This window comes from Flagellimonas marinaquae (assembly GCF_023716465.1).
GTDB classification, from domain to species: Bacteria; Bacteroidota; Bacteroidia; order Flavobacteriales; family Flavobacteriaceae; genus Flagellimonas; species Flagellimonas alginolytica.
Genome location: NZ_CP092415.1, coordinates 1,007,412 through 1,030,930, shown reverse-complemented (window position 1 = coordinate 1,030,930; position 23,519 = coordinate 1,007,412). Strand labels below are relative to the sequence as shown.

The following is a 23,519-nucleotide window of genomic DNA, read 5'->3' as shown; positions in this document are numbered from 1 at the left end:
ATTTTTTAATTAAACAATTGCCAAAATATCGCTTTCGCGCATCATCAAATAGTCGGTGCCATCGAGCTTGAGTTCGGTACCGGCATATTTTCCATAAAGAACGGTATCGCCTACCTTAACGGTAACTTTTTCGTCCTTGGTCCCGGGGCCAACTGCCACAACGGTTCCCTTTTGTGGTTTTTCCTTTGCGTTGTCCGGGATAATGATACCGGAGGCAGTTTTTGTCTCGGCCTGTAGAGGCTCGATCAAAACCCTGTCTGCCAATGGTTTGATATTTACTTTAGCCATATTTAAAATTTTAGATGTTTGTTTTAAAAATTCTGGTATCTAAAAGACAGAAATTGTGCCAATGGAAAAAAACTGACATTCTGTAAAACAAAAATGCCAGCTTGTCATTTCAAGCTGGCATTTTTTATGCTTTGTCACTTATACTACCCGATAGTGTCCGTTGGACTCGGAGTAGTTGCTGGTACTTGTTCCGGTACTTCTTCTGGAATGGTCTCGGGAATTTCGGTATCGTCCCCTTGAAGTAGTTTGGAATCTGCTTGACTATAACTTCCTTTTAAGGAAACATTGGAAAGCAATATTAAAACGATCAACAAAGTGGCCAAGGTCCAAGTACTCTTGTCCAAGAAGTCGCCTGTCTTTTTTACACCACCAACAACTTGGTTGCCACTTCCGCCAAAAGAAGATGACAAACCTCCACCTTTAGGATTCTGGACCATAATGACCAAGACCAACAAAAGGCACACGATAATAATCAGTACCAAAAAAATTGTAAACGTGCTCATTTCTTATCTTTTTCTTTCTGCAGCTTCTTCACCGCCTGAATTTGGTCTGCAAAGAAACCACTTTTTTCTGGATATTTCAAACTCAATATTTTAAAAGCTTGAATGGCCTTTTTGTACTTTTTTTGCTCCAAATAAACCTTGGCCAAAGTCTCCGTCATCAATTCATTTTTATCAATTCTTGTAGACTCTTTTATGTTGACTTTTGGGTTGGTTTCCTTGGGGACAATTTTTGGATTGTTTTCTATAAACTTGTCCAACAGCTCAAATTTTTTCTTACGCTCCAGTTCCTCCATAACATCAGCTTGGACTTCTTCGGTTTCCTCCGTATTCGACGTTAATTGGAGCCACTCGGTAAAGGAGTGTTTCTCTTTTTTGGTAAAAGTTAGAGGTTTGCCCAATTGCAAATCGGTACCTGTGTCTTTTTCAGGTTCGGTGCCCTCTTTTTTCTCTTTTTGCGGCGCAACCGATTTAAAGAGTTCTGGGTTCAGGATCTGTTCGGCATCGTTTATATTCTGTGGAAGTGCTGGTTCATTGGATTCGGTCAGCATGCTAACCGTATCCGGGTTGGGCTCAATCTCCTCGGAGACGGCTTCCTGGTCTTCGAGTTTGGAACCGCGCCCGGCAATGGCATTGGCAATATTGTTCTGGATAAACTCTTTGGAGGTTATATAATCAAAAAGTACGTCCCTGTCCGCGGTATAGGCGGCGGTTACTTTTAATGCACTGTTATACTTGTAGCTGTCCAGATTTTTAAGCCCTTTTAAGTGCAAAGCCCGTGCTGCTTGGAAATAGGGGTATTCCTCAATAATATCCTCCAGTTCCCTGGTTTGTTTTGGGGACAGGATGGTATTCGAATTTTGAAGAATTTGTATAAAATCTGAAACGTTCATAAAGTGTTACCAATTTCCCAAAGATGCATTAAAAATATCTTGGGTTAGTCGTTCAAAAATTTCTTCGTGTGCTGCGGCCTGTACCGAGGTCAGCGAGGCTGCGGCATCAAAATCGTAAAAGAAGGAAAACCGTCTTTCAAAATCTGAATCTTCTTTGGTGGTATTGTAAAACCGGACATTAACGCTCATGGTCAATCGGTTTTGAGCTGTTAGTTGGTCAGCTGTCGCTGTCATGGGAACGACCTTGTATTCCACTATTTCGCCTTCGTACATTAGATCACCATTGCTTCCGGTAAGTGATAGACTGGTAAGATCGTTGATCATATCCTGTAGAGCCAAAGTAAAATCCCTGCCCAGTCCGGGTACGATCACCGAGCCAGGTGTTTGGTCAGCATAGTTTTGGAAAAAGTTGACCTGGAAACTTTGCGCGGTACCTATATCGGCTCCAGAAAAGTTATAGGCACCACAACTCTGCAAGAAAAATGCCAGTCCCAGCATGGCAAACTTAATTCCGTTTTTTTGCATCAATTTCATGAATTGCTCATTTGTAATTTAAAGATCGTACTGCTTTATTTTTCGGTAGAGCGTTCTTTCGGAAATACCCAGTTCGGATGCTGCCGCTTTTCGTTTTCCTTTATTGCGCTCCAGTGATTTTTTTATCAATTCGATTTCTTTTTCCTGTAAAGATAGGGTTTCTTCTTCTTCAATTTCCTCTGCAAAATGGTACCTGTCCTCCTGTGCTTGTTGCTGTAGTGGGGTAGGGGCGGTCGAATCTACCACCGGCTCCGGAAGATGCAATAATTCTGTGGATAGGCTTTCTTCGTGTTCAATATCTTCCTCATCTTGATTGCCGTAGATTTTTCGGATTAGCCCTTCGTTCTCCCGTTGAACTTTATTGGAGTCGTTGTCCTTTAATAGTTCCAAGGTCAATTTTTTAAGATCGTTTAGGTCGCCTTTCATATCAAAAAGCACTTTGTACAAAATCTCGCGTTCGTTGCTAAAATCACCTTCTTTTTTGGATTGTTCAACTACCGCAGGTAAGTTGGAACCGCTTGCATTGGGCAAATAACTGTTCAGTGTTACTGCAGAAATGTTGCGTTCTTCCTCCAGGACGGATATTTGTTCCGCAATGTTCCGTAATTGACGGATGTTGCCCGGCCATCGATATTTTAATAAGAGTTGAATGGCATCTTCCTCTAAACGAATCGTAGGCATTTTGTATTTCTGGCCAAAGTCCGAAGCAAATTTTCGGAACAATAAATGGATGTCCTCGCGTCTCTCACGAAGTGGGGGCAAATTAATTTCAACAGTGCTCAATCTGTAGTAAAGATCTTCACGGAATTTTTCTTTTTCTATGGCTTCGAACATGTTGATGTTGGTTGCCGCTACGATCCTAACGTTTGTTTTTTGAACTTGCGATGACCCAACTTTAAGAAATTCCCCATTTTCCAACACCCGAAGCAGTCTTACTTGGGTGGTCAAAGGTAGTTCTCCAACCTCGTCCAAAAATATGGTACCGCCATCGGCCACTTCAAAATAACCGCTGCGTGTTTGTGTAGCTCCTGTAAAAGCCCCTTTTTCGTGTCCGAAGAGTTCGCTGTCTATGGTGCCCTCTGGAATTGCACCGCAGTTTACCGCGATGTATTTGGCATGTTTGCGGTGCGAGAGCGAATGGATTATTTTAGGTATGGATTCTTTACCAACACCACTTTCGCCAGTTACTAGAACCGAAATGTCGGTCGGGGCAACTTGTATGGCCTTTTCGATGGCTCGATTGAGCTTAACGTCGTTGCCAATAAGCTCGAACCTTTGTTTTATGGATTGAACACTCTCCATGGTTAATTGTTCTTAGAATATTCAATAGCCTCGCCGATTAGGGTGGCAGAGGTGCATTCATTGATTTTTACGTTCACAAAATCACCGACCTTGTAATGTTCCTTTGGGAAAACTACAACGGTGTTTTGCGAGTTTCTGCCCATCCAATGGGTATCTGATTTCTTGGAGGTCCCTTCGATAAGGACTTCCTCGATTTTACCCAAATGTTGCTGGGTTCGATAGTGGCTATGTGTTTGTTGGAGTTCAATTATTTCGGTAAGACGTCTTTTTTTGATGTCTTCTGGAATATCGTCCTCCATTTTACGTTCGGCGAGTGTTCCCGGGCGCTCGGAGTAGGCGAACATAAATCCAAAATCGTATTTTACGTATTCCATTAAGCTAAGGGTATCCTTATGGTCTTCTTCCGTCTCGGTGGGGAATCCCGTGATCATATCTTGGCTAATGGCGCAGTCCGGAATAATTTTTTTGATATTATCTATCAATTCAAAATACTCCTCACGGGTATGTAAACGGTTCATCGCTTTTAAAATTCGATTGCTCCCGCTTTGAACCGGTAGGTGGATATACTTGCAGATGTTCTCGTATTTGGCCATGGTCTCGATTACATCCAGGGTCATATCCTGTGGGTTCGATGTGGAGAAGCGAATACGCATTTTTGGTTGTGCTTGGGCAACAAGCTCCAGCAGACCGGCAAAATTTACCGAAGTGGCCTTTTGCATGTCGGTCGCTTTATCAAAATCTTTTTTTAGTCCTCCACCATACCAGAGATAGCTATCTACGTTTTGACCTAATAGCGTAATTTCCTTGAAACCTTTCTCCCAAAGATCGTTCACTTCTTCCAAAATGGATTGCGGGTCACGGCTACGCTCTCTACCACGCGTAAAGGGTACTACGCAAAAAGTACACATGTTGTCGCAACCACGGGTTATGGAAACAAAGGCGGAAACCCCGTTGGAGTTTAATCGGACGGGGGCAACATCGCCATAAGTCTCATCTTTGGAAAGGATTACGTTTACGGCATTTCTGCCTTCGTCTATTTCTTGGATAAGGTTGGGCAGGTCTTTGTAGGCATCCGGCCCAACGACCATATCCACAATTTTTTCTTCTTCCAAAAATTTGCTTTTCAGTCGTTCCGCCATACATCCAAGAACACCTACCTTCATATTGGGTTTGGTTCGTTTTACCGCATTAAACTTTTCCAAGCGTTTACGAACGGTCTGCTCTGCTTTTTCGCGAATGGAGCAGGTGTTCACCAAAACCAAATCGGCATCGTCCAGGTTTTGAGTGGTATTGAATCCCTCTTTGGCCAAAATGGATGCAACGATTTCGCTATCGGAAAAATTCATCTGGCAGCCATAGCTCTCTATGTACAGCTTTCGTCCGTTATTGTTATTGTTTTCCAGTGACAAGGTGCTTCCTTGTTGGCTTTCGTCTATTATTTTTTCCACGCTCTTTTCCTCTGTCATAAATGTTTCAACAAGTTGCAAAGATAGTGCTTATTACATTTTAGTGACAATTTGGCAGTGTTTTTTAATAATATATTGAGATATTCTCTGTTAGTGTTACCTTCAAACCGATAAACCAACTTGTTTACCTATGAACTATATCCATCTTACGGAAAGAATTAAGCAGAGTGCAGCCGTGGACTTTGGGAGTGTTTTGAACAATTCCGTTGAGCTCTTCAAAAAGGTATGGTTGCAAGGATTTATTGTACTGATCATAACCTTTGTGAGCATACTCCCGTTTTATCTCTTGATATATTTGCCGATGATCGTTGTGGGCATAAGTGACCCGAGCTCATTGGAGCAGCAAGAAATGCCTCCTGCTTTTGCGGGGTTCATGGTATTGTTTATGCCAATATTTATTCTTGGTGTGATGATGGTGGGCATCTGCTTGAACGCTGCTTTTTTAAGAATTTGTAGAAAGTACGATTTAAACGAAACAAGCAAGGACGACTATTTTTATTATTTTAAGAAGGAATATCTGGTCAAGGCTTTATTGCTTTCTCTGGTTATGTTGGGTTTATCCCTTTTAGGTGTGCTTACCTGTGGGCTGGGTATTTTTTATTTAATAGTGCCCATATCCTTGTTTCCGGCTTTTTTTGCTTTTGACAAAGAGCTTTCTGTACTGGAAATAGTAAAATCCGGATTTGCTCTTGGAAACAAAAATTGGCTAATGATTTTTTTATTGGTACTTGTCTCTGGATTGATTGCCCAACTGGGTGTTGTGCTATGTTTTGTAGGTGTGTTTTTTACAGCTATGTTCGGTAAAATCCCTATTTATTTTGTTTACAAGGACACCGTAGGAATTTCTATGGATGTATAAATTATGTAAAAAACGCCCTTAATTAAGGGCGTTTTTTTAAAAAAGATTTATTCGCTTATGGGGTAGAGATCATTTTTATTTGATTTTGATCCACTTTTTGATTGATCAGCGTAGCTTGTTTTTGCACCAAAGCGTTAAGAGCATTGATCTCTTGGTCGAGTTCCTTGGACACTTCCACAAAAAACTCTTGGGCCTGTTGGGTCGGTTTTTGGTCTCCCCGTTGAGAGTCTACCATTAAAAAGGCCAACCTATTATTAATACGGATGCCATAATTCAATGGGTCTTGTCTACTTTGGTTTTTGGTCATGTGGATATTGTTTTCTATCACTGAAAGCTCGGTTTCAAAATCTTTGGCCATCTTTTGCAATTCTTCATCGTTCTTGGTTTTTTCCTTTAAGTAGGCCAAGTCCTTTTTAATACTTCGGATGTTGATAATGGCCTTGTTGGCACGGGAAACTTGATCCCGCACTTTCATTACAAAATCAAATTGATCTTGAAAATCAGCTTGGCTCAATGCTATCCTTGGGTCTTTTACAATGTTGAACGGTTGCTCCATGGATTTTCCATTCACAGTAAGTTTGGCCCTATAAGTGCCAGGTACCGCTTTGGGGCCTATGTTCGGGGAAGAATAAAAGACCATTCCCTTAAATTCTTGAAAACCGGGATATCTCATATTCCAGATAAAACGATTGCCTCCCTCGGAAACATCTAATTTTTGAGTCGATGTCGGGTCCAATTTGTCCGGCTTGGCATGGTTGGAGAAGCTTTGGACAACATTGCCGTTGGATTCCAAAATCTGCATGGTAACGGTATCGGTTTCTTTTAGTGTTTTAAGGTAAAAGTTGATGATGGCACCATCAGGATGATTTTCCCCTACCAATTTAGTGTCGGGCTTTCTCCAAGCACGATTCTGGTGCATTCTATATGCCATATCCGGTTTGTAGAGGTAAAAGTTACTGTTTGCCACTTCTTCGGATAACTGTTGAAGCGGTGTTAGGTCATCTATCATCCAAAAACTTCTTCCGTGGGTTGCGGCAATCAGGTCGTTGTCCCTTACATGAAGGTCCCTAATGGAGGTAACGGGCAAATTAAGTTGGAACGGTACCCAGTTTTTCCCATCGTTGAACGAAACATACATGCCCCACTCCGTGCCGGCGTACAATAAACCTTCGCGGACCTTATCGGAACGTATGGCCCGTGTATAATAATTCTCCTTGATGCCATTGGTGATCAATGTCCATGTTTTGCCGTAATCATCGGTTTTATATAAATAAGGAGTGTAATCGCCAAACTTGTAGGAAGTGGCGGCAACATATACGGTTCCGGGCTTGAAAGGGCTAGCATCTATGCAGTTGATCATATTCAATTTTGGGGACATGGATGCCGGTGGGGTAACGTTTTCCCAGGTTGTTCCATTGTCGCGGGTTACGTGGATCAATCCGTCGTCGCTACCGGTCCAAATAACATCTTTTTCCAGGATTGATTCCGTAATCACAAAAACATTGGAGTAAAATTCTGCGCCTGTATTATCCTGTGTAATAGGTCCTCCGGATGATTCGATGGTCTCGGGAATTCCTCTGGCCAATTCTGGAGAAATGGTTTTCCAGGATTGACCTCCATCCGTAGTGGCATGCAAATAGTTGGAGCCAGCATAAAGTACATTAGGGTCGTGTCGGCTAAAAGTCAATGGGTAGTTCCAGTTGAAACGGTATTTCATCACTTCGGCCCCGGAACCAGCAGGGTTGTCTGGCCATATATTGGTGGAAATCGTTTGTCCGGTAGTATGGTCCAGACGATTCATATATCCCTTGTAAGTTCCCCCGTATACCAACTGGTTGTTCTTGGGGTCCGGGGCCAAATGCGCACTTTCGCCGCCTGCGGTAGGTTCCCAATCTGCTTGGGTGATTGCCGAACCAGAGGAGCGATGGTAAATTCGTAATGCGGTATTGTCCTGTTGTGCCCCGTATATTCTGTATGGAAAAATACTGTCCGTAGCAATTCGATAAAACTGCATTGTGGGCTGGTTATAATAAGTAGTCCAATTATTTCCGCCATCATTGGAGATTTGGGCTCCCCCGTCATCGGCAATGATCATTCTTTGATTATTGTTCGGGTCTATCCAAAGATCGTGATGATCCCCATGGGGCGCATTTTTTAGGGTAAATGTATTTCCGCCGTCTGTGGAAACGCCGTAACTCACATTCATCACCCAAACCTTGTCAATGTTTTGGGTATCGGCATAAATCCTACTGTAGTACCAGGCACGTTGTCGGAGTCCTCTGTTTTCGTTTACTTTTTTCCATGTGGTTCCAGCATCATCAGAACGATAGACACCTCCATCTTCCGCTTCAATTATGGCAAAAACCCTGTCAGAATCAATTGGGGAAACCGCAATGCCCACTATTCCCCAAGGAAATCCTGGTAACCCTGAGTTTTCAGAAATATCTTTCCAAGTATCACCACCATCTGTACTTTTGAACATTCTGCTATCTGGGCCACCACTGTCCATACGGTAACCGTTTCGTTTCATTTCCCATGTGGCAGCATACAGAATTCTACTGTTGTTAGGATCCATGATCAGGTCGCCCGCACCAGCTTTATCGCTGATGTATAAAATCTTTTCCCAGTTTTTGCCTCCATCGGTGGAACGAAAAACACCTCGTGTCTCGTTTGGTTTCCAAAGATTTCCGATGGCCGCCACATACACAATGTCCGGGTTTTTTGGGTGGATGCGAATACGAGCAATGTGCTCAGAGTCTTTCAGTCCAATGAATTTCCAAGTCTCCCCGGCATCCATACTTTTCCAAAGCCCGTGTCCCGAGGAAACATTTCCTCTAAGGGTCTGTTCTCCTTCGCCTACATAAATAATATTAGGGTCGGATTCCGCTACCGCTACTGCGCCAATGGAGCCTCCAAAATAACCGTCGGAAATGCACTCCCACGAGTTTCCCGCATCGGTGGTTCTCCATACACCGCCACCGGCAGTGCCCATATAATAAAGATTGGGGTCGTCGATTACACCTGCGACCGTACCGGCACGTCCACCTCGGTGGGGTCCCAGCATCCTCCATTCCATGCCACTATAAAGGGACTCATTGAATTGGGGCGTGTTATTTTTGTTTTTTTTGCGTTGCGCTTGCGAGGGATAAAAAAAGAGTACTGTCAGTACCAAAAAAAGAATGCGGTTGGTCATCAGAATAGGATTATTGAGTTAGTCCTTCTAAAAATAACAATTATTTTACCTCCATTTGCCATCACATATACATTAATATCAATAGGGTTGTTTTCTCGATGATTTTATTTGAATTTATGATGAAATCGATACCGGTAAATGCCGATGTTTAAATTTTAATATACTTTTGTTGTCACAAAACCCAGTGCATGCCAAAGAATTTAGTTATTGTAGAGTCTCCCGCAAAGGCAAAGACCATTGAACGGTTTTTGGGAAAAGATTTCCAAGTAGAGTCAAGTTTTGGTCATATCGCAGATCTTCCATCCAAGGAACTCGGTGTTGATGTTGAAAACGATTTTAAGCCAAAATACACCGTAGATAAGGAGAAGAAGGCCTTGGTGAAAAAGCTTAAGGATTTGGCAAAAAAAGCGGAGACCATATGGCTGGCCAGTGATGAGGACCGCGAAGGAGAGGCTATATCTTGGCATTTGGCAGAGGAGCTTGGTTTGGACAAAGACAAGACCAAACGGATTGTGTTTAATTCGATTACCAAATCGGCCATTCAAAAGGCAATAGAAAATCCAAGGGACATCAACTACAATTTGGTGAATGCACAACAGGCCAGAAGAGTGTTGGATCGACTGGTGGGGTATGAGCTTTCCCCGGTACTTTGGAAAAAAATAAAACCAGGACTATCTGCAGGTAGGGTACAGTCCGTGGCTGTTCGGTTGATCGTAGAGCGTGAACGTGAGATAGAGGCATTCACACCAGAAGCATCGTTCAGGATAAAGGCTGAATTTAAGACAGATGGAGGGAGTACTTTTGCTGCCAAGTTAAATAAAACCTTTCCAACAAAGACCGAAGCTGAGAGTTTTTTAAAAGAAAACATAGGGGCTGACTTTTCGGTTTCCGATCTGGCCAAAAAGCCTGCTAAAAAATCACCTGCCGCACCATTTACCACATCCACATTGCAGCAGGAGGCATCACGGAAGTTATATTTTTCGGTAAGCCGAACCATGCAGGTAGCACAACGTTTGTACGAAGCAGGTCTTATTACCTACATGAGAACGGACAGCGTAAATCTGTCCAACGAAGCCATTGCCGCGGCAAAAGAGGCAATTCTGGACAATTATGGCGAAAAGTATAGTCAGACCAGAAATTTTACGGGCAAGACCAAAGGTGCACAGGAGGCCCACGAAGCCATTCGGCCAACCGATATGAAGCTACAGTCGCCGCAATTAGAGCGCGATCAGGCCAAACTATACGAGTTGATCTGGAAACGTACCTTGGCTTCTCAAATGAGCGATGCCCAATTGGAACGTACCAATGTAAAAATACAGGCAAGTACCCATAACGAAGAATTCTCCGCGAACGGCGAGGTGGTTAAGTTCGATGGTTTCCTAAAAGTTTACCTGGAGGGAACCGACGACGAAGATGGGGAAGAGCAAGAAGGAATGTTGCCTGCCATGGTTGTGGGCGAGGCATTACAAAATGTCTACATTTCCGCAACTGAAAGATTTTCGCGTCCGCCTTACCGCTATTCCGAAGCTTCTTTGGTGAAGAAATTGGAAGAATTGGGAATCGGCCGTCCATCTACCTATGCCCCAACCATATCAACCATTCAAAATAGGGGATATGTGGAGAAAGGTACCGTTGAAGGATCGGAACGCAAATATGTACAGCTGGTTCTGGAAAATGGGAAAGTGTCCGATAGCCAACTCAGTGAAATGGTAGGTTCCGAGAAAGGAAAAATAGTGCCGACCGATATAGGGATGATCGTAAACGACTTTTTGGTTACGCATTTCACCCAAATTTTGGATTATAATTTTACAGCACAGGTCGAAGAGGATTTCGATGAAATCGCATCAGGTGATGAGGATTGGCAGGAAATGATGAAAAATTTCTACAAGGATTTTCATCCCAATGTATTGGAGGTGGAAGAAAACGCCGAACGTGCCAGTGGCGAGCGGGTGTTGGGCACCGATCCAAAATCTGGGCGACAGGTATCCGTAAGATTGGGTCGCTTTGGTCCCATGGTGCAGATCGGTACCGTGGACGACGAGGAAAAACCAGAGTTTGCAAGTTTGCTGCCCGATCAGTCCATTGGAACCATTACTTTTGAAGAGGCGATGACGCTTTTTGAACTTCCACGTAAACTTGGCGTTTACGAAGGTGAAGAAGTTGAGGCCAATGTAGGGCGCTACGGTCCATATGTAAGGTTCGGGAAAAAGTTCATCTCTTTGGACAAAGGCGAAAGTGCTTTCGATGTAGATATGGATAGGGCCATTGAACTGATCCAGGCAAAACAGAGAGCCGATGCCCCAATTGCCACCTACGAAGGAAAAGATGTTACCAAAGGTAAAGGTAGGTTCGGTCCTTTTATAAAATGGGACGGTATGTTCATCAATGTGAACAAGAAATACGATTTCGACAATCTTTCCGATGGCGATATTGCCGAATTGATAGAGGCCAAAAAGAAAAAGGAGGCAGAAAAACTCGTTCAAGAATGGCCTGAGGAAAAAATCAGAATAGAAAAAGCGCGTTGGGGAAGACACAATATTATAAAAGGTAGGGTAAAAGTGGAGCTCACCAAAGATGTGGACGCTACCAAAATAACATTGGAAGAAGCACAGGCGCTATTGGAAAAGAAATCACCAAAGAAAAAAGCCAAGACAAAAGCAAAAGCTAAGAAATAATATGGCCTTCGATTTTCTGGTTCCGGTCAAGGACAAAGTATTGGCACATTCCGAATTGCTGCCAGAACAAGCATTGGGCAAAAACATACACGTACACACCGAACAGGATGGACTTCCGGTATTTGCACATGCCGATGTTGCCATATTTGGTGTATTGGAATCCAGAAACGCATTCGAAAAAAAACCCGAGAAACTCGACCTGGACGAGGTGCGGATCCAGCTTTACCGTTTAATGATGGGCAACTGGAATTCCACCATAATCGATATTGGCGATGTGGAAGAAGGTAATACGGTAGAAGATACATACTTTGTAGTAAAGGAAATTGTAGCGGGCCTATTGGAAGAGAACATTATTCCAATTGTACTGGGGCTTACCCAAGATATTACCTTTCCGACCTACCGTGCTTTCGACAAGATCAAGAATATGGTAAACTTGGTCTCCATTGATAGTAGATTCGACTTCGGGGAAGATGATGAGTTGATTTCATCCCATTCCTACATGAGCAAGATCATTACAGACAAACCAAATAATCTTTTTAATTTTTCAAATATTGGGTATCAAAGTTATTTCAATGCCCAAGAAGAGAAAGACCTGATGGAGCGTTTGTTTTTTGATGCCTATCGCTTGGGCGAGATCGCTTCAAACATAGAATTGGCCGAACCAGTGTTGCGCAGTAGCGATATTGTAAGCTTGGATCTAAGGGCGATACGGGCAAGCGAAATGGGAATGGCCCGTAATTTTTCCCCCAATGGCTTTACCGGTAGGGAGATTTGTGCCATTGCCCGTTATGCGGGTATAAGTGACAAAGTATCGCTTTTCGGTATCTACGAAGGCGAAAACTCTCATCAGGCATTTCAGATGATCGCCCAAATCATTTGGTATTTTATAGAAGGACTGAGCTATAGAATAAAGGAATATCCCAGTTCCAAGAACGAAGACTTCACAAAATTCACTGTACCTACAGATACGGAAGAACTTATCTTTTACAAAAGCCATATTACAGAAAGGTGGTGGGTAGAAGTACCAACAATTTTAGCGGAACATACTAAAACAAATTCGGTGGCGTTATTACCATGCACCGAAGAGGACTATTTGGATGCTTGCAACCAAAACATTCCCGAAAGGTGGTTCAAAGCTTACAGAAAAGGCTTGAACTAAATAAATTAATTTTTGACCATTAATTGTTTTTAACACAATAATTTATTCAAAAATCAGTTTTGAGAATAATGAACCTGTGTATAACAGTTATAAATCTTGAATCGAACAATTTAACCTAAAGTATGAGAAAGCTATTCTTGTCATCTATAGCACTTGTTTTTTTGCTTACCAGTTGTGGCTCTAAATCAAAGTCAAAAGGTGAACTAGTTGGGGTAAGGGGAAAAAAATGGCATCCAGAAAAACCCTATGGAATGGAACTGATTCCCAGAGGCGCCTTTGTAATGGGTAAAGCCGAAGAGGATCAGGCAAAAGTATTGAACGCTCCCACAAGAACGGTAACCGTACGTTCCTTTTACATGGACGATACGGAAATCACTAATAGTGAGTACCGTCAGTTCGTGGAGTGGGTCAAAGATTCCATTGTACGGACCAAATTGGCCATTTTGGCCGATGAGTTGGGCATTGGTCCAGAAGATGAAGGTATTGGAGAGTACGCTTTTAAAGATACCGATACCACGGAACTTTCGGCATACGATAAATATATGCTCGACAATTATGCGGGACTGGGAGCCACCGGTTACGAAGGCCGTGCATTGAACAAAGATGTAGACCTTGTTTGGGATACCTCCGAGTACCCCGACGAGTATTACTCCGAAGTAATGGATTCCATGTACCTTCCCGAAGAGGAAAGCTACAATGGTTTAAGGAGTATTGATGTTACCAAAATCAAGTACAAATACAGCTGGATGGACATCGAAGCTGCCGCCAGAGCTAGAACGGGCAGCAGAAAAGACTTCATAAAACAAGAAGAATTGGAAATTTATCCGGATACCACCGTTTGGATCCGAGATTTTGAATACAGCTACAACGAGCCAATGCACAACGATTACTTTTGGCACGATGCCTACAGCGACTATCCTGTGGTAGGGGTAAACTGGATGCAGGCCAAGGCTTTCTGTAACTGGAGAACCAAATTCAAGAACGACGATCAAAAAAGTCGTGGAAAGCAGTTTGTAAACCAATTTAGATTGCCAACAGAGGCCGAATGGGAATATGCTGCAAGAGGAGGTATCGAAGGGGGAACATATCCTTGGGGAGGGCCTTACGTAATAAGCGATACAGGTTGTTTTATGGCCAATTTTAAACCACAGCGAGGGGATTATGCGGCAGATGCTGCCCTGTATACCGTAGAAGCAAAATCTTTTGAGCCAAACGACTACAACCTTTACAATATGGCAGGTAATGTTTCAGAGTGGACCAATTCCAGCTTTGATCCAGGGGCCTACGAATATCTGTCCACAATGAACCCGAACATTGGTTCACAGGACAATCAAAGAAAGGTAATCCGTGGCGGGTCTTGGAAGGATGTTGCCTACTTCCTACAAGTAAGTACAAGGGATTACGAGTACCAGGATTCGGCAAGAAGCTACATTGGCTTTAGAACGGTTCAGGATTATATGGGAGAGGAAGACTCCACAAGAGGTCAAGGATTACCTGACTAATTAAAATTCAACTAGGGGAACATTATATAAATAACAAGTAAAAGTAGTAACCAAATACTTATTTATATAACTTAATTAAAACTAGAATTATGGCGCAGTCAAAATCAACAAAAAAACTGTTTAACATGGCCTACGGGCTAGGAGCATCGGTAGTAATTATTGGTGCATTGTTCAAGATCCTTCACTGGGAGTTCGGACCACTTACAGGTGGACTTCTTCTTGCCGTTGGACTTATTACCGAAGCATTGATCTTTGCTATCTCTGCATTTGAACCAGTAGACGACGAGTACGATTGGTCATTGGTGTACCCAGAATTGGCTGGAGGACAACAGAGTGCTTCCAAAAAACAAGAAGCCAAAGATGCCCAAGAAGCCGAAGGTCTTCTATCCAAGAAATTGGACAACCTACTTAAAGAAGCTAAAATCGATTCCGATCTTTTTGCCAATTTGGGTGAGAGTATCAAGAGTTTTGAAGGTGCCGCCAAGAATATCACTCCTACAACAGACGCTATTCAGCACACTAAAAAATACTCTGAGGAATTGTCTCATGCAGCAGCACAAATGGAGTCTTTGAACAGCTTGTACAAAGTACAGTTGGAAAGCGCTAGCAGACAAGCTTCCATCAATGAAGAAGTGGTACAGAACGCAGGTGCCTTGAAAGACCAAATGGAGTCTTTGGCCACTAACCTTTCATCTTTGAACGGAGTATACGGTGGTATGCTTACAGCCATGGGCGGAAAAAACTAATTAGAGGTTTTTGATCAACAAAAAACAAAACCAAATCAAATTAATTATTAAACCTAATTAGAAAAACATGGCAGGAGGAAAACAAACACCACGTCAGAAGATGATCAACCTTATGTACTTGATCTTCATCGCGATGTTGGCACTTAATATGAGCAAGGAAGTACTTGCAGCATTCGGACTTATGAACGAAAAGTTGGAAACTTCCAACACGAGCATGGATTCCAACAACGCTAGTTTCTTTGCTAGCTTGGAGACAAAAGCTTCCGAAAACGCTGAAGAGTACGGAGAATTGTACGAAGATGCCCAGAAGGTAAAAGAACTTTCAGATGACTACTACAGCTATTTGGAAGGATTGAAAAAAGAGATGACCGCAGATTTGGAAGACCCAAAAGACTATGTGGTTATGGACAAGTCGGATTACTTGGACCAAAAATTCTTTCAAGGGGACAATTTGGGCCCAGAAGGAAAGAAGTTCATGGACTACATCAACAACTATCGTGATGGCGTGATCAATGCATTGCCAGAAGGTAAGTTCGAATCCTTAAAAGCTGCCGTTAAAGCTCGTTTTGCAACAGGTGACGCAGAAGGTAAGGTTGAGAAAAGAGACGGAACCCGTCAAGATTGGATCAACTATCACTACGAAGGATTCCCATTGGTGGCTTCTTTGACCAAGATGACCCAATTGCAGGCGGACATCAAAACTACCGAGCAAGAGGTGTTAAAGACCCTATTGGAAGGTGAGTTGACAGAAGCTGTATCCTTGACCAACTTTGCAAGTTCATTGTCCGCTCCTAAAACGGCTTATTATGCAGGAGAAAAGTATGATGGTAAGATCATTGTCAGCAAAACTGATAAGACTTCCACGCCTGTAAAAGCTGAATTGACCTTGGACGGAAGACCAATGACAGAAGGAAAGGATTACGAATTGGAAGCTGGTGGAATCAAAATGTTGATCAGTGCCGGTACTCCTGGTGACCACACCATTAAAGGAACCATGACATTTATGCAGGACGGTGAAGAAGTGCCGGTAGAAGTAAACAATACGTTTGCAACTATCTCTATGCCTAATGCAGCAGTTATCTCAGCAGATAAAATGAACGTGGTATACCGTGGTGTTGCCAACCCAATGACGATTTCCATCCCAGGAATTCCAGATAACAAGGTAAATGCTTCAGCTCCTGGTTTGAGCAGAAGAAGCGGAAGCCAGTACGTTATGAACCCAGGTACAGGTAGGTCGGTAACCATTACCGCTTCAGGTACATTGCCAGATGGTAAAGGTATCTCTACCAAGTCCGAGTTCCGTATCAAGGACATTCCAAGACCAAGTGGAACCGTTCGTGGGGAGTCCGGAAGCATTAAAATGCCAAAGAACAATCTGGAAATCGCAACTGTTAGCGCTATGTTGGAAGATTTTGATTTTGATTTGAACCTAGCTGTTAGCCAGTTCAAGTTCAAAGTGCCAGGTCAGCCTACCGTAGTTGTAAATGGAAACAAATTGGATGCAAGAGCCAAATCTGCACTTAAAAGAGCAGGTAGGGGCGAATCAGTCCAGATATTCGATATACAAGCCTACATCACAAACAACAAGAGTTACAAGTTGAAAAAAGTATCTCCTGTAGTGGTTGAGCTTACTAACTAAGAAGTATAAAAAGTATACAAGTTATCATGAATTGGAAGAACGCATTATTAATTGGATTGTTGGGCATATTGCCGGTATCGATCATGGCGCAGGCAAATATTTTGAACGCCAAGATGCCAGAGGATATAGGTAAGAAAACCCAAGCTCAGATCGAGCAGGACAACGATGAGCCTTTGGAATATGGTTATGTGGACGATAGGGATATCCTTTGGTCCAAGACCGTATGGGAAATCATTGATCTTGACGAGAGAGTTAACTTTCCATTATATTACCCGACCGATACCATAGATATCGGAAAGGACAGAAGGTCACTGTACCACGTTTTGATGAAAAATATCAGAAATGGAAATCTTACCGAGATTTATACAGACTCCTACTTTACTGAAAAAAGAAAGTTGGAAGACCTTGGAGCCACTTTGAGCAAGGTAGATACCACAGACCTTGGATACGAGCAGGTAAATGCCGGTGAGGCAGTTTCCCCCGAGTTTATAAACAAAAGGGATTTGACCGCAGCCGATATCGAGGAGTATCGCATAAAAGGAATCTGGTATTTCGATAAACGCCAAGGTGAGCTTAAGTATCGCTTATTGGGAATAGCCCCAGTTGCCCCGGACGTAAACTTTATAGATGATGAGTCTGTAGATCCGGGACAGAACAAAGTAGAGTTGTTTTGGGTATGGTACCCTGCGGCCAGGCAAATTTTGCACGAAGCCAAAGTGTACAACCAACGAAATTCGGCAAGACCCCTTTCCTTTGATATGTTGTTGAACGCGCGTCGATTCAATGGTGTCATCTACCAAGAGGAAAATGTTCACGAAGATCGTAAAATCAGCGATTACATATTCGATAATGCACTGTTCCAGCTCTTGGAAGGCCAAAGAATAAAAGAAGGCATTCGGGACAGGGAACAAGATATGTGGGCTTACTAGCCGAATAATATTTCCAATTCAATAGAACAGGACGCCGCACTAAGTGCGGCGTTTTTTTTGTTTTATACTTGGGCATGAATTGTGGTATGATCACCTATATGCCTAATTTTGCAGTATGCTGGATTATATAATAGTAGGTTTGGGTTTGGCGGGCATTTCTTTTTGCGAAGTATTGGAAAAGGAAGGCAAAACCTTTACCGTGATCACCGATGAGTCCCAGAGGGCATCCCAAGTTGCGGGAGGATTGTACAACCCGATAATCCTTAAACGGTTTACCATGGCATGGAAGGCAAAGCATCAACTGGAAATGGCAAAGCCATTCTATCGGGACTTGGAAGAAAAATTGGGCGTAAAACTGGATTATGAGCTTCCCGTATTGCGGAAATTTGCTTCCATTGAAGAGCAGAACCTCTGGTTTGAGGCGGCGGACCGTCCCAATTTAGGGCATTTTCTATCCAATAAGATCATTGCCAATGTCAACCCTGCCATCGATGCACCTTATGGTTTTGGAGAAGTTAAATTTACAGGTAGGATCGATACGGGTTCTTTGGTTCGCAACTATAAATATCATCTTAAAAAATCGGATTCGCTATTGGAGGAATCTTTTGATTTTGATGAGTTGCTTGTATCGGAAGAAAGCATAAAATATAAGTCCACTGTAGCCAAAAACATTGTTTTTGCCTGCGGATATGGGCTCAAGCAAAACCCGTATTTTGGATATTTGCCCCTTAATGGCACAAAGGGGGAACTGTTGATCGTACATGCCCCTGAGTTCAAGGAGGAAAATGTAATCAAGTCTTCCGTGTTTACCATCCCAATGGATAGTGATCACTATTTGGTAGGGGCTACTTATAAGTGGAAAGATAAGACCAATGCACCCACCGAGGAGTCCAAAAAAGAGCTTTTGGAAAAACTGGAAACCTTCTTAAAATGCGATTTTAAAATTGTGGATCATGTTGCGGGTATTCGCCCCACTGTTGTAGACCGCAGGCCATTGGTCGGAAGGCACCCGGAACATCAAAATATGTATGTGTTGAACGGATTTGGTTCCAGGGGAGTGCTCATCGGGCCCTATGCCTCCAATCAATTATTTGATCATATTGAAAAACAATCAGAGCTTGATCCAGAAATGGATGTGCAAAGATTTACTAAAAAATACTACTTTACCACTTCGTGATTTTTAACAGCGGTCGGGTCGTATTTTACAAAAAAGTTGATCCAAATATTTCTGGATAGCCTTAGAATAAGTGGCATAAAAACGATCAAGGTGCCAACAATGGAGATAAAGGTTGTTACCAAGGATGTACCTAAAAATAGGAAAGAAACTACAAAAGCTGCCACTGCAAAGGCAACACCGACCGCATAGCTCACGTACATGGCCCCATAAAAAAAGGAAGGCTCGATCTTGTATTTTAAACCGCAATGCGAACATCTATCGTTCATGCTAAAAATTTTGGACAATGCATAAGGGTTGGAATTCTCATACATACTTTCTTCGTGGCATCTTGGGCAGTTTCCTGTTAAAATGCTGTACATTTTGGTTCCTTTTTTTAACATTTGCAAGGCTTTTGCGCAAAAGTACACATTCACCAAATAATTAAATGTAATCAAGGTCACATATAAATGCTAAATATTCATAACCTATCTGTAGCTTTTGGAGGAGAATATCTGTTCGAGGAAATATCCTTTCGTCTTAACGGGGGCGACAGGGTTGGACTTATCGGAAAGAATGGAGCGGGGAAATCCACAATGCTAAAACTATTGGCCAAGGAAATGCCTTTGGACGAGGGCACCATTGCTACCGAGAAGGACGTGAAGATAGGTTTTTTAAAGCAGGACATCGACTTTGAAGAAGGTAGGACGGTGTTGGAAGAGTCGCATCAAGCATTTGCGGAAATCAAGGCTTTGGAACTTAGGCTGGACGAGATCAATACAGCATTGGCAGAACGTACCGATTACGAAAGCGAAAGTTACCATCAACTTATGGTGGATCTTACCGATGTTACTCATCGATATGAAATTTTGGGAGGCTATAATTACCAGGGCGATACCGAAAAGGTGCTACTCGGCTTGGGATTTAAAAGGGAGGACTTTAATAAATTAACGGACACTTTTTCCGGTGGATGGCGCATGCGCATAGAATTGGCCAAACTTTTATTGCAGAGCAACGATGTGCTTCTGCTCGATGAGCCTACCAACCACTTGGATATCGAATCCATTATTTGGTTGGAACAGTTTCTACGCAATTTTGCCGGAGCCGTCGTAATTGTTTCGCACGATAAAATGTTCTTGGACAATGTCACTAACAGGACCATTGAGATCTCTCTTGGACGAATCTACGATTACAATAAACCATACACACAATTCTTGGTGCATCGGAAAGAAATAAAAGAACAGCAGCTGAGTGCCCAAAAAAACCAAGAAAAACAAATTCAGCAGACCGAACGCTTGATCGAGAAGTTCAGGGCAAAATCCAGTAAGGCCTCTATGGCGCAATCCCTGATCAAAAAGTTGGATAAAATGGATCGTATAGAGGTGGATGAAGAGGACAACAGCGTAATGAACCTTAGATTTCCGGTTTCCGTGAACCCTGGAAAAGTTGTAGCAGAATTGGACGGAATTGGCAAAAGTTATGGCCCCAAAAAAGTATTGGAGGGAATAGATTTATTGGTAGAGCGCGGAAGTAAAACGGCCTTCGTGGGTCAAAATGGTCAAGGCAAGACCACATTGGCCAAAATTATGGTTGGCGAACTGGATTATCAAGGTCATCTAAAAATGGGTCATAATGTGCAATTGGGCTATTTTGCACAGAATCAAGCCGAATATCTGGAGGGCAATAAAACCGTACTGGACACCATGATCGATGCGGCCAATGAGACCAACCGAAGCAAGGTCCGTGATATTTTGGGCTCTTTTTTGTTCAGGGGGGATGATGTGGAGAAGTATGTTAAAGTACTTTCAGGGGGAGAGCGGAACCGTTTGGCCCTGGCAAAGATGTTGCTCCAGCCCTTTAATGTGTTGGTAATGGACGAACCTACCAACCACCTGGACATTAAATCCAAAAATGTTTTAAAACAGGCACTTCAGAATTTTGAGGGTACTTTGATCTTGGTTTCCCATGACCGTGACTTTCTTCAAGGGTTAACAGATAGGGTTTACGAGTTTAAAGAAGGCAACATAAAGGAGTATCTCGGAGATATTGATTTTTATTTGGAGCAACGAAAAATGGATGATTTCCGAAGCGTTGAAAAAGGTGAAAAGAAAAAAATCGAGAAACTTCAGGAAAAACCTAAGGAAAACGATTATCAAACTCAGAAAAAACAAAAATCCCTTAAAAATAAATTGAGCGGTGTCGAAAAGAAAATCTCCCAATTGGAAAAGGAGATTGCCAATATAGACCACGAGCTTCTCATGGATTATGATGCTACCATAGCAAAGCCCAATTTTTTTGATTCGTATGAGGGTAAAAAGAAAGACCTGGAATCTTTAATGGAGGATTGGGAAAACATTTCTCACGAGCTGGAATCACTGGATTAGGGAAGTAATCCTACATTTTCACATCGTTTTTTTACTGATACACAACAATAAAGCGTGTATTCGTCGATTATATTTGTAGGGTAATTCTTCTTTTTCTTACTTTGTAAGTAAATTCCCTACAAGAAAATAAGTATTCAATGATTCGATCAGCCATTTTTTTCTTTTGTTTAATGTTTTGCTCGGCCATTTCGCTGGCCAGCGGACAAGTTTCCAAGTCCGAAAAAGCCGCTTTGGTGGATCTATATAATAGCACCAATGGAAAGGAGTGGAATGCTCCATGGGATTTAGATGCGCCTGTCGACACTTGGAAAGGTGTGGAGGTAAAGGACGGGAAGGTTGTGGGCCTGACCCTTTTTATGAACAATTTAAAAGGGGTGTTACCAGAAAGCATTGGTAAATTAAAGCACCTGCACACCTTAAATTTGGCGTTTAACCAAATTACCGGCATACTTCCATCGGATATTGTTAAACTTGAAAAACTTAAGGTTTTTCGTTTGGAAATGAATCGAATCAAGGGTGAAATTCCCTCAGAAGTAGGAAAATTCAAGGAAATGGAAGTCTTTTCCATGTTCAACAATTTCTTGAGCGGACCAATTCCGGAAGGCTTTGGTGAACTTGAAAATTTGAAAGAGCTTAATCTATCCAGTAACAATTTAAAAGGAGCCATCCCAAGATCAATTGGTCAGCTTTCCAAATTAGAGGCATTGGGGCTTTTCGAAAACATGTTGGAAGGTCAAATACCGGCGGAAATCGGAAATTTGGGCAAACTGAAGGAATTGGTGTTGTCCAACAATAGATTGGGAGGAGAAATCCCAGCAGAGTTTGGACAATTGGCAAGTCTTGAGATATTGCAGCTCCAGAACAATCAGTTCAAATCCTTTAATGTGCTCCGAGCAATGGACACAAAACAATTCCTGGTTTTTGACACGGATGATAAAACATTGAATCCCAAATTTAACGATCTACAATTTGAGCGTACTCGAATGGCAGATACCAAGTTTGAGGATGATGACGAAAATGAGTAGTTAAATTATTACTTTAGTTTGTTTGGTTTGGGGATACAGTTTTGTATCCCCTTTTTTTATTATCTCAGTTTTTTAAGAGATTTTATGAAATATTTAACCAATGTAAAAGATGTAGGCGATAGATTTGCAAGGCTTAAACCAACTAACACATGCGAAAGCTCATCATATCAGCAGTTGCTGGAGGCATAATTATTTTTGCTTCACTATATTTTGCAGGCCTAATTGCGGGTGGAAAAGATAATAAAAGACCACCCTCCCAAAAAGTGGTTAAAACCGTATTTGTAGATACCATAAAAAACACCACGGTACCTATCCAAGTGCCCGCCAATGGTAATCTTAAGGCAAAAAAGCGAGTGGAACTCTATTCAGAGGTCCAAGGAGTATTTAGGCCAGGGAGCAAATTGTTTCGAACAGGGCAACCTTACACTGCCGGACAGACCTTGATCAGAATAGATGCGAACGAGTACTACGCCACGGTGCAATCTGCCAAAAGTAACCTGTACAACTTGCTCACTTCAATTATGCCTGACCTTAGATTGGATTATCCTGAGATTTATCCAAAATGGCAGCAGTACTTAAATAGTTTCGATTTGGACAAAACCACGCCCGAATTGCCCAGCTTGGATTCGGAAAAGGAAAAGTTCTTTATAACCGGAAGGGAGATCATTACTACATATTATAACGTTAAGAATCTGGAACAACGTTTGTCCAAGTATACCATTACGGCACCCTTTAATGGCATTTTGACCGAAGCCTTGGTTACTGAGGGTACCTTGATAAGGTCCGGGCAAAAGTTAGGGGAGTTTATCGATACAGGATTGTATGAGCTAGAAGTATCCGTGAGCAAAACCTATGGGGATTTCCTTAAAGTGGGGAAAAAGGTAAATCTGACCAATTTGGAAAAAACCAAATCTTTTGTTGGCGAAGTGACCCGGGTTAATGGTAGGGTAGACCAAAATTCACAAACCATAACAGTGTATATCGAGGTGCGCGGGGATAATTTAAAAGAAGGTCAATATCTCGAGGCCAATTTAGAGGCCAAAGAAGAAACCGATGCCATAGAGATCGATCGGTCATTACTATTGGAAAACAATCAAATTTTTGTGGTAAAAGACTCCATCCTTGACCTTATGGATGTAAGTCCCATTTTTTTTACAGATAAGACCGTTGTGCTAAAGAACGTTCCCGATGGAGAAGTTATCGTTTCCAGACCAATGACAGGGGCTTATGCAGGCATGTTGGTAAAAGTATTCGACGAAAATAAATCCTAAA

19 protein-coding genes are annotated in these 23,519 nt (G+C 42.3%); 11 read left to right on the top strand and 8 right to left on the bottom strand.

Going from position 1 to position 23,519, the window contains the following annotated elements:
- Positions 1-9: 9 nt before the first annotated feature.
- From MJO53_RS04700 to miaB, 6 genes are all read right to left on the bottom strand, one after another.
- Positions 10-288, bottom strand: a complete 279-nt coding sequence (locus MJO53_RS04700) for a co-chaperone GroES (RefSeq protein WP_119640084.1) — start codon at positions 286-288, stop codon at positions 10-12.
- 143 nt (positions 289-431) lie between these two features.
- Complete coding sequence (secG, locus tag MJO53_RS04695) at positions 432-791, bottom strand: preprotein translocase subunit SecG (protein WP_224836376.1); 360 nt, start codon at positions 789-791, stop codon at positions 432-434.
- Positions 788-1,681 (bottom strand): hypothetical protein, encoded by an 894-nt coding sequence (locus tag MJO53_RS04690; RefSeq protein ID WP_224836377.1) that lies wholly within the window; start codon positions 1,679-1,681, stop codon positions 788-790. Before MJO53_RS04690 ends, secG begins: the two co-directional genes overlap by 4 nt.
- Before the next feature lie 6 nt (positions 1,682-1,687).
- On the bottom strand, positions 1,688-2,215 hold the full coding sequence (locus tag MJO53_RS04685; protein WP_224836378.1) for an LptE family protein: 528 nt from the start codon (positions 2,213-2,215) through the stop codon (positions 1,688-1,690).
- 18 nt (positions 2,216-2,233) lie between these two features.
- Complete coding sequence (locus tag MJO53_RS04680; RefSeq protein WP_252080657.1) at positions 2,234-3,517, bottom strand: sigma-54 interaction domain-containing protein; 1,284 nt, start codon at positions 3,515-3,517, stop codon at positions 2,234-2,236.
- Positions 3,518-3,519: 2 nt separating this feature from the next.
- Complete coding sequence (gene miaB / locus MJO53_RS04675) at positions 3,520-4,965, bottom strand: tRNA (N6-isopentenyl adenosine(37)-C2)-methylthiotransferase MiaB (protein ID WP_375334515.1); 1,446 nt, start codon at positions 4,963-4,965, stop codon at positions 3,520-3,522.
- Positions 4,966-5,113: 148 nt separating this feature from the next.
- Between miaB and MJO53_RS04670 the strand changes: the two genes are divergently transcribed.
- Complete coding sequence (locus tag MJO53_RS04670) at positions 5,114-5,842, top strand: hypothetical protein (RefSeq protein WP_252080655.1); 729 nt, start codon at positions 5,114-5,116, stop codon at positions 5,840-5,842.
- 55 nt (positions 5,843-5,897) lie between these two features.
- Here the strand turns inward: MJO53_RS04670 and MJO53_RS04665 are convergent, their stop codons facing one another.
- Complete coding sequence (locus MJO53_RS04665; protein WP_252080654.1) at positions 5,898-9,035, bottom strand: WD40/YVTN/BNR-like repeat-containing protein; 3,138 nt, start codon at positions 9,033-9,035, stop codon at positions 5,898-5,900.
- A gap of 188 nt (positions 9,036-9,223) precedes the next feature.
- On the opposite strand from MJO53_RS04665, the gene topA reads away from it, so the two are divergent.
- The 7 genes from topA (at position 9,224) to MJO53_RS04630 (ending at position 18,862) form a co-directional block, all read left to right on the top strand.
- Positions 9,224-11,710, top strand: a complete 2,487-nt coding sequence (gene topA / locus MJO53_RS04660) for a type I DNA topoisomerase (RefSeq protein ID WP_252080653.1) — start codon at positions 9,224-9,226, stop codon at positions 11,708-11,710.
- Between the two features lies 1 nt (position 11,711).
- The gene (locus MJO53_RS04655; protein WP_224836383.1) at positions 11,712-12,869 is read left to right on the top strand and encodes a formimidoylglutamase; all 1,158 of its coding nucleotides are present in this window, start codon (positions 11,712-11,714) and stop codon (positions 12,867-12,869) included.
- 122 nt (positions 12,870-12,991) lie between these two features.
- Positions 12,992-14,371 (top strand): gliding motility lipoprotein GldK, encoded by a 1,380-nt coding sequence (gldK, locus tag MJO53_RS04650; RefSeq protein ID WP_224836384.1) that lies wholly within the window; start codon positions 12,992-12,994, stop codon positions 14,369-14,371.
- 89 nt (positions 14,372-14,460) lie between these two features.
- Positions 14,461-15,117 carry a gliding motility protein GldL gene (gldL, locus tag MJO53_RS04645; RefSeq protein WP_224836385.1) on the top strand — a complete coding sequence of 219 codons (657 nt, stop codon included), beginning with the start codon at positions 14,461-14,463 and terminating at the stop codon, positions 15,115-15,117.
- Between the two features lie 67 nt (positions 15,118-15,184).
- Positions 15,185-16,756: a gliding motility protein GldM gene (gene gldM, locus MJO53_RS04640; RefSeq protein WP_224836386.1), complete on the top strand. Its 1,572-nt coding sequence runs from the start codon at positions 15,185-15,187 to the stop codon at positions 16,754-16,756.
- A gap of 26 nt (positions 16,757-16,782) precedes the next feature.
- Complete coding sequence (gene gldN / locus MJO53_RS04635) at positions 16,783-17,685, top strand: gliding motility protein GldN (RefSeq protein ID WP_224836387.1); 903 nt, start codon at positions 16,783-16,785, stop codon at positions 17,683-17,685.
- 115 nt (positions 17,686-17,800) lie between these two features.
- Positions 17,801-18,862 (top strand): NAD(P)/FAD-dependent oxidoreductase, encoded by a 1,062-nt coding sequence (locus tag MJO53_RS04630; RefSeq protein WP_252080652.1) that lies wholly within the window; start codon positions 17,801-17,803, stop codon positions 18,860-18,862.
- Here MJO53_RS04630 and MJO53_RS04625 read toward each other — a convergent pair.
- Complete coding sequence (locus tag MJO53_RS04625; RefSeq protein WP_252080651.1) at positions 18,844-19,242, bottom strand: DUF983 domain-containing protein; 399 nt, start codon at positions 19,240-19,242, stop codon at positions 18,844-18,846. The two genes, MJO53_RS04630 and MJO53_RS04625, sit on opposite strands and share 19 nt — an antisense overlap.
- A 66-nt stretch (positions 19,243-19,308) precedes the next feature.
- On the opposite strand from MJO53_RS04625, the gene MJO53_RS04620 reads away from it, so the two are divergent.
- From MJO53_RS04620 to MJO53_RS04610, 3 genes are all read left to right on the top strand, one after another.
- Positions 19,309-21,222, top strand: coding sequence for an ABC-F family ATP-binding cassette domain-containing protein (locus MJO53_RS04620; RefSeq protein WP_224836390.1), 1,914 nt, complete (start codon positions 19,309-19,311; stop codon positions 21,220-21,222).
- 137 nt (positions 21,223-21,359) lie between these two features.
- On the top strand, positions 21,360-22,247 hold the full coding sequence (locus tag MJO53_RS04615) for a leucine-rich repeat domain-containing protein (protein WP_224836391.1): 888 nt from the start codon (positions 21,360-21,362) through the stop codon (positions 22,245-22,247).
- 149 nt (positions 22,248-22,396) lie between these two features.
- The gene (locus tag MJO53_RS04610; protein WP_224836392.1) at positions 22,397-23,518 is read left to right on the top strand and encodes an efflux RND transporter periplasmic adaptor subunit; all 1,122 of its coding nucleotides are present in this window, start codon (positions 22,397-22,399) and stop codon (positions 23,516-23,518) included.
- Position 23,519: the final 1 nt, after the last annotated feature.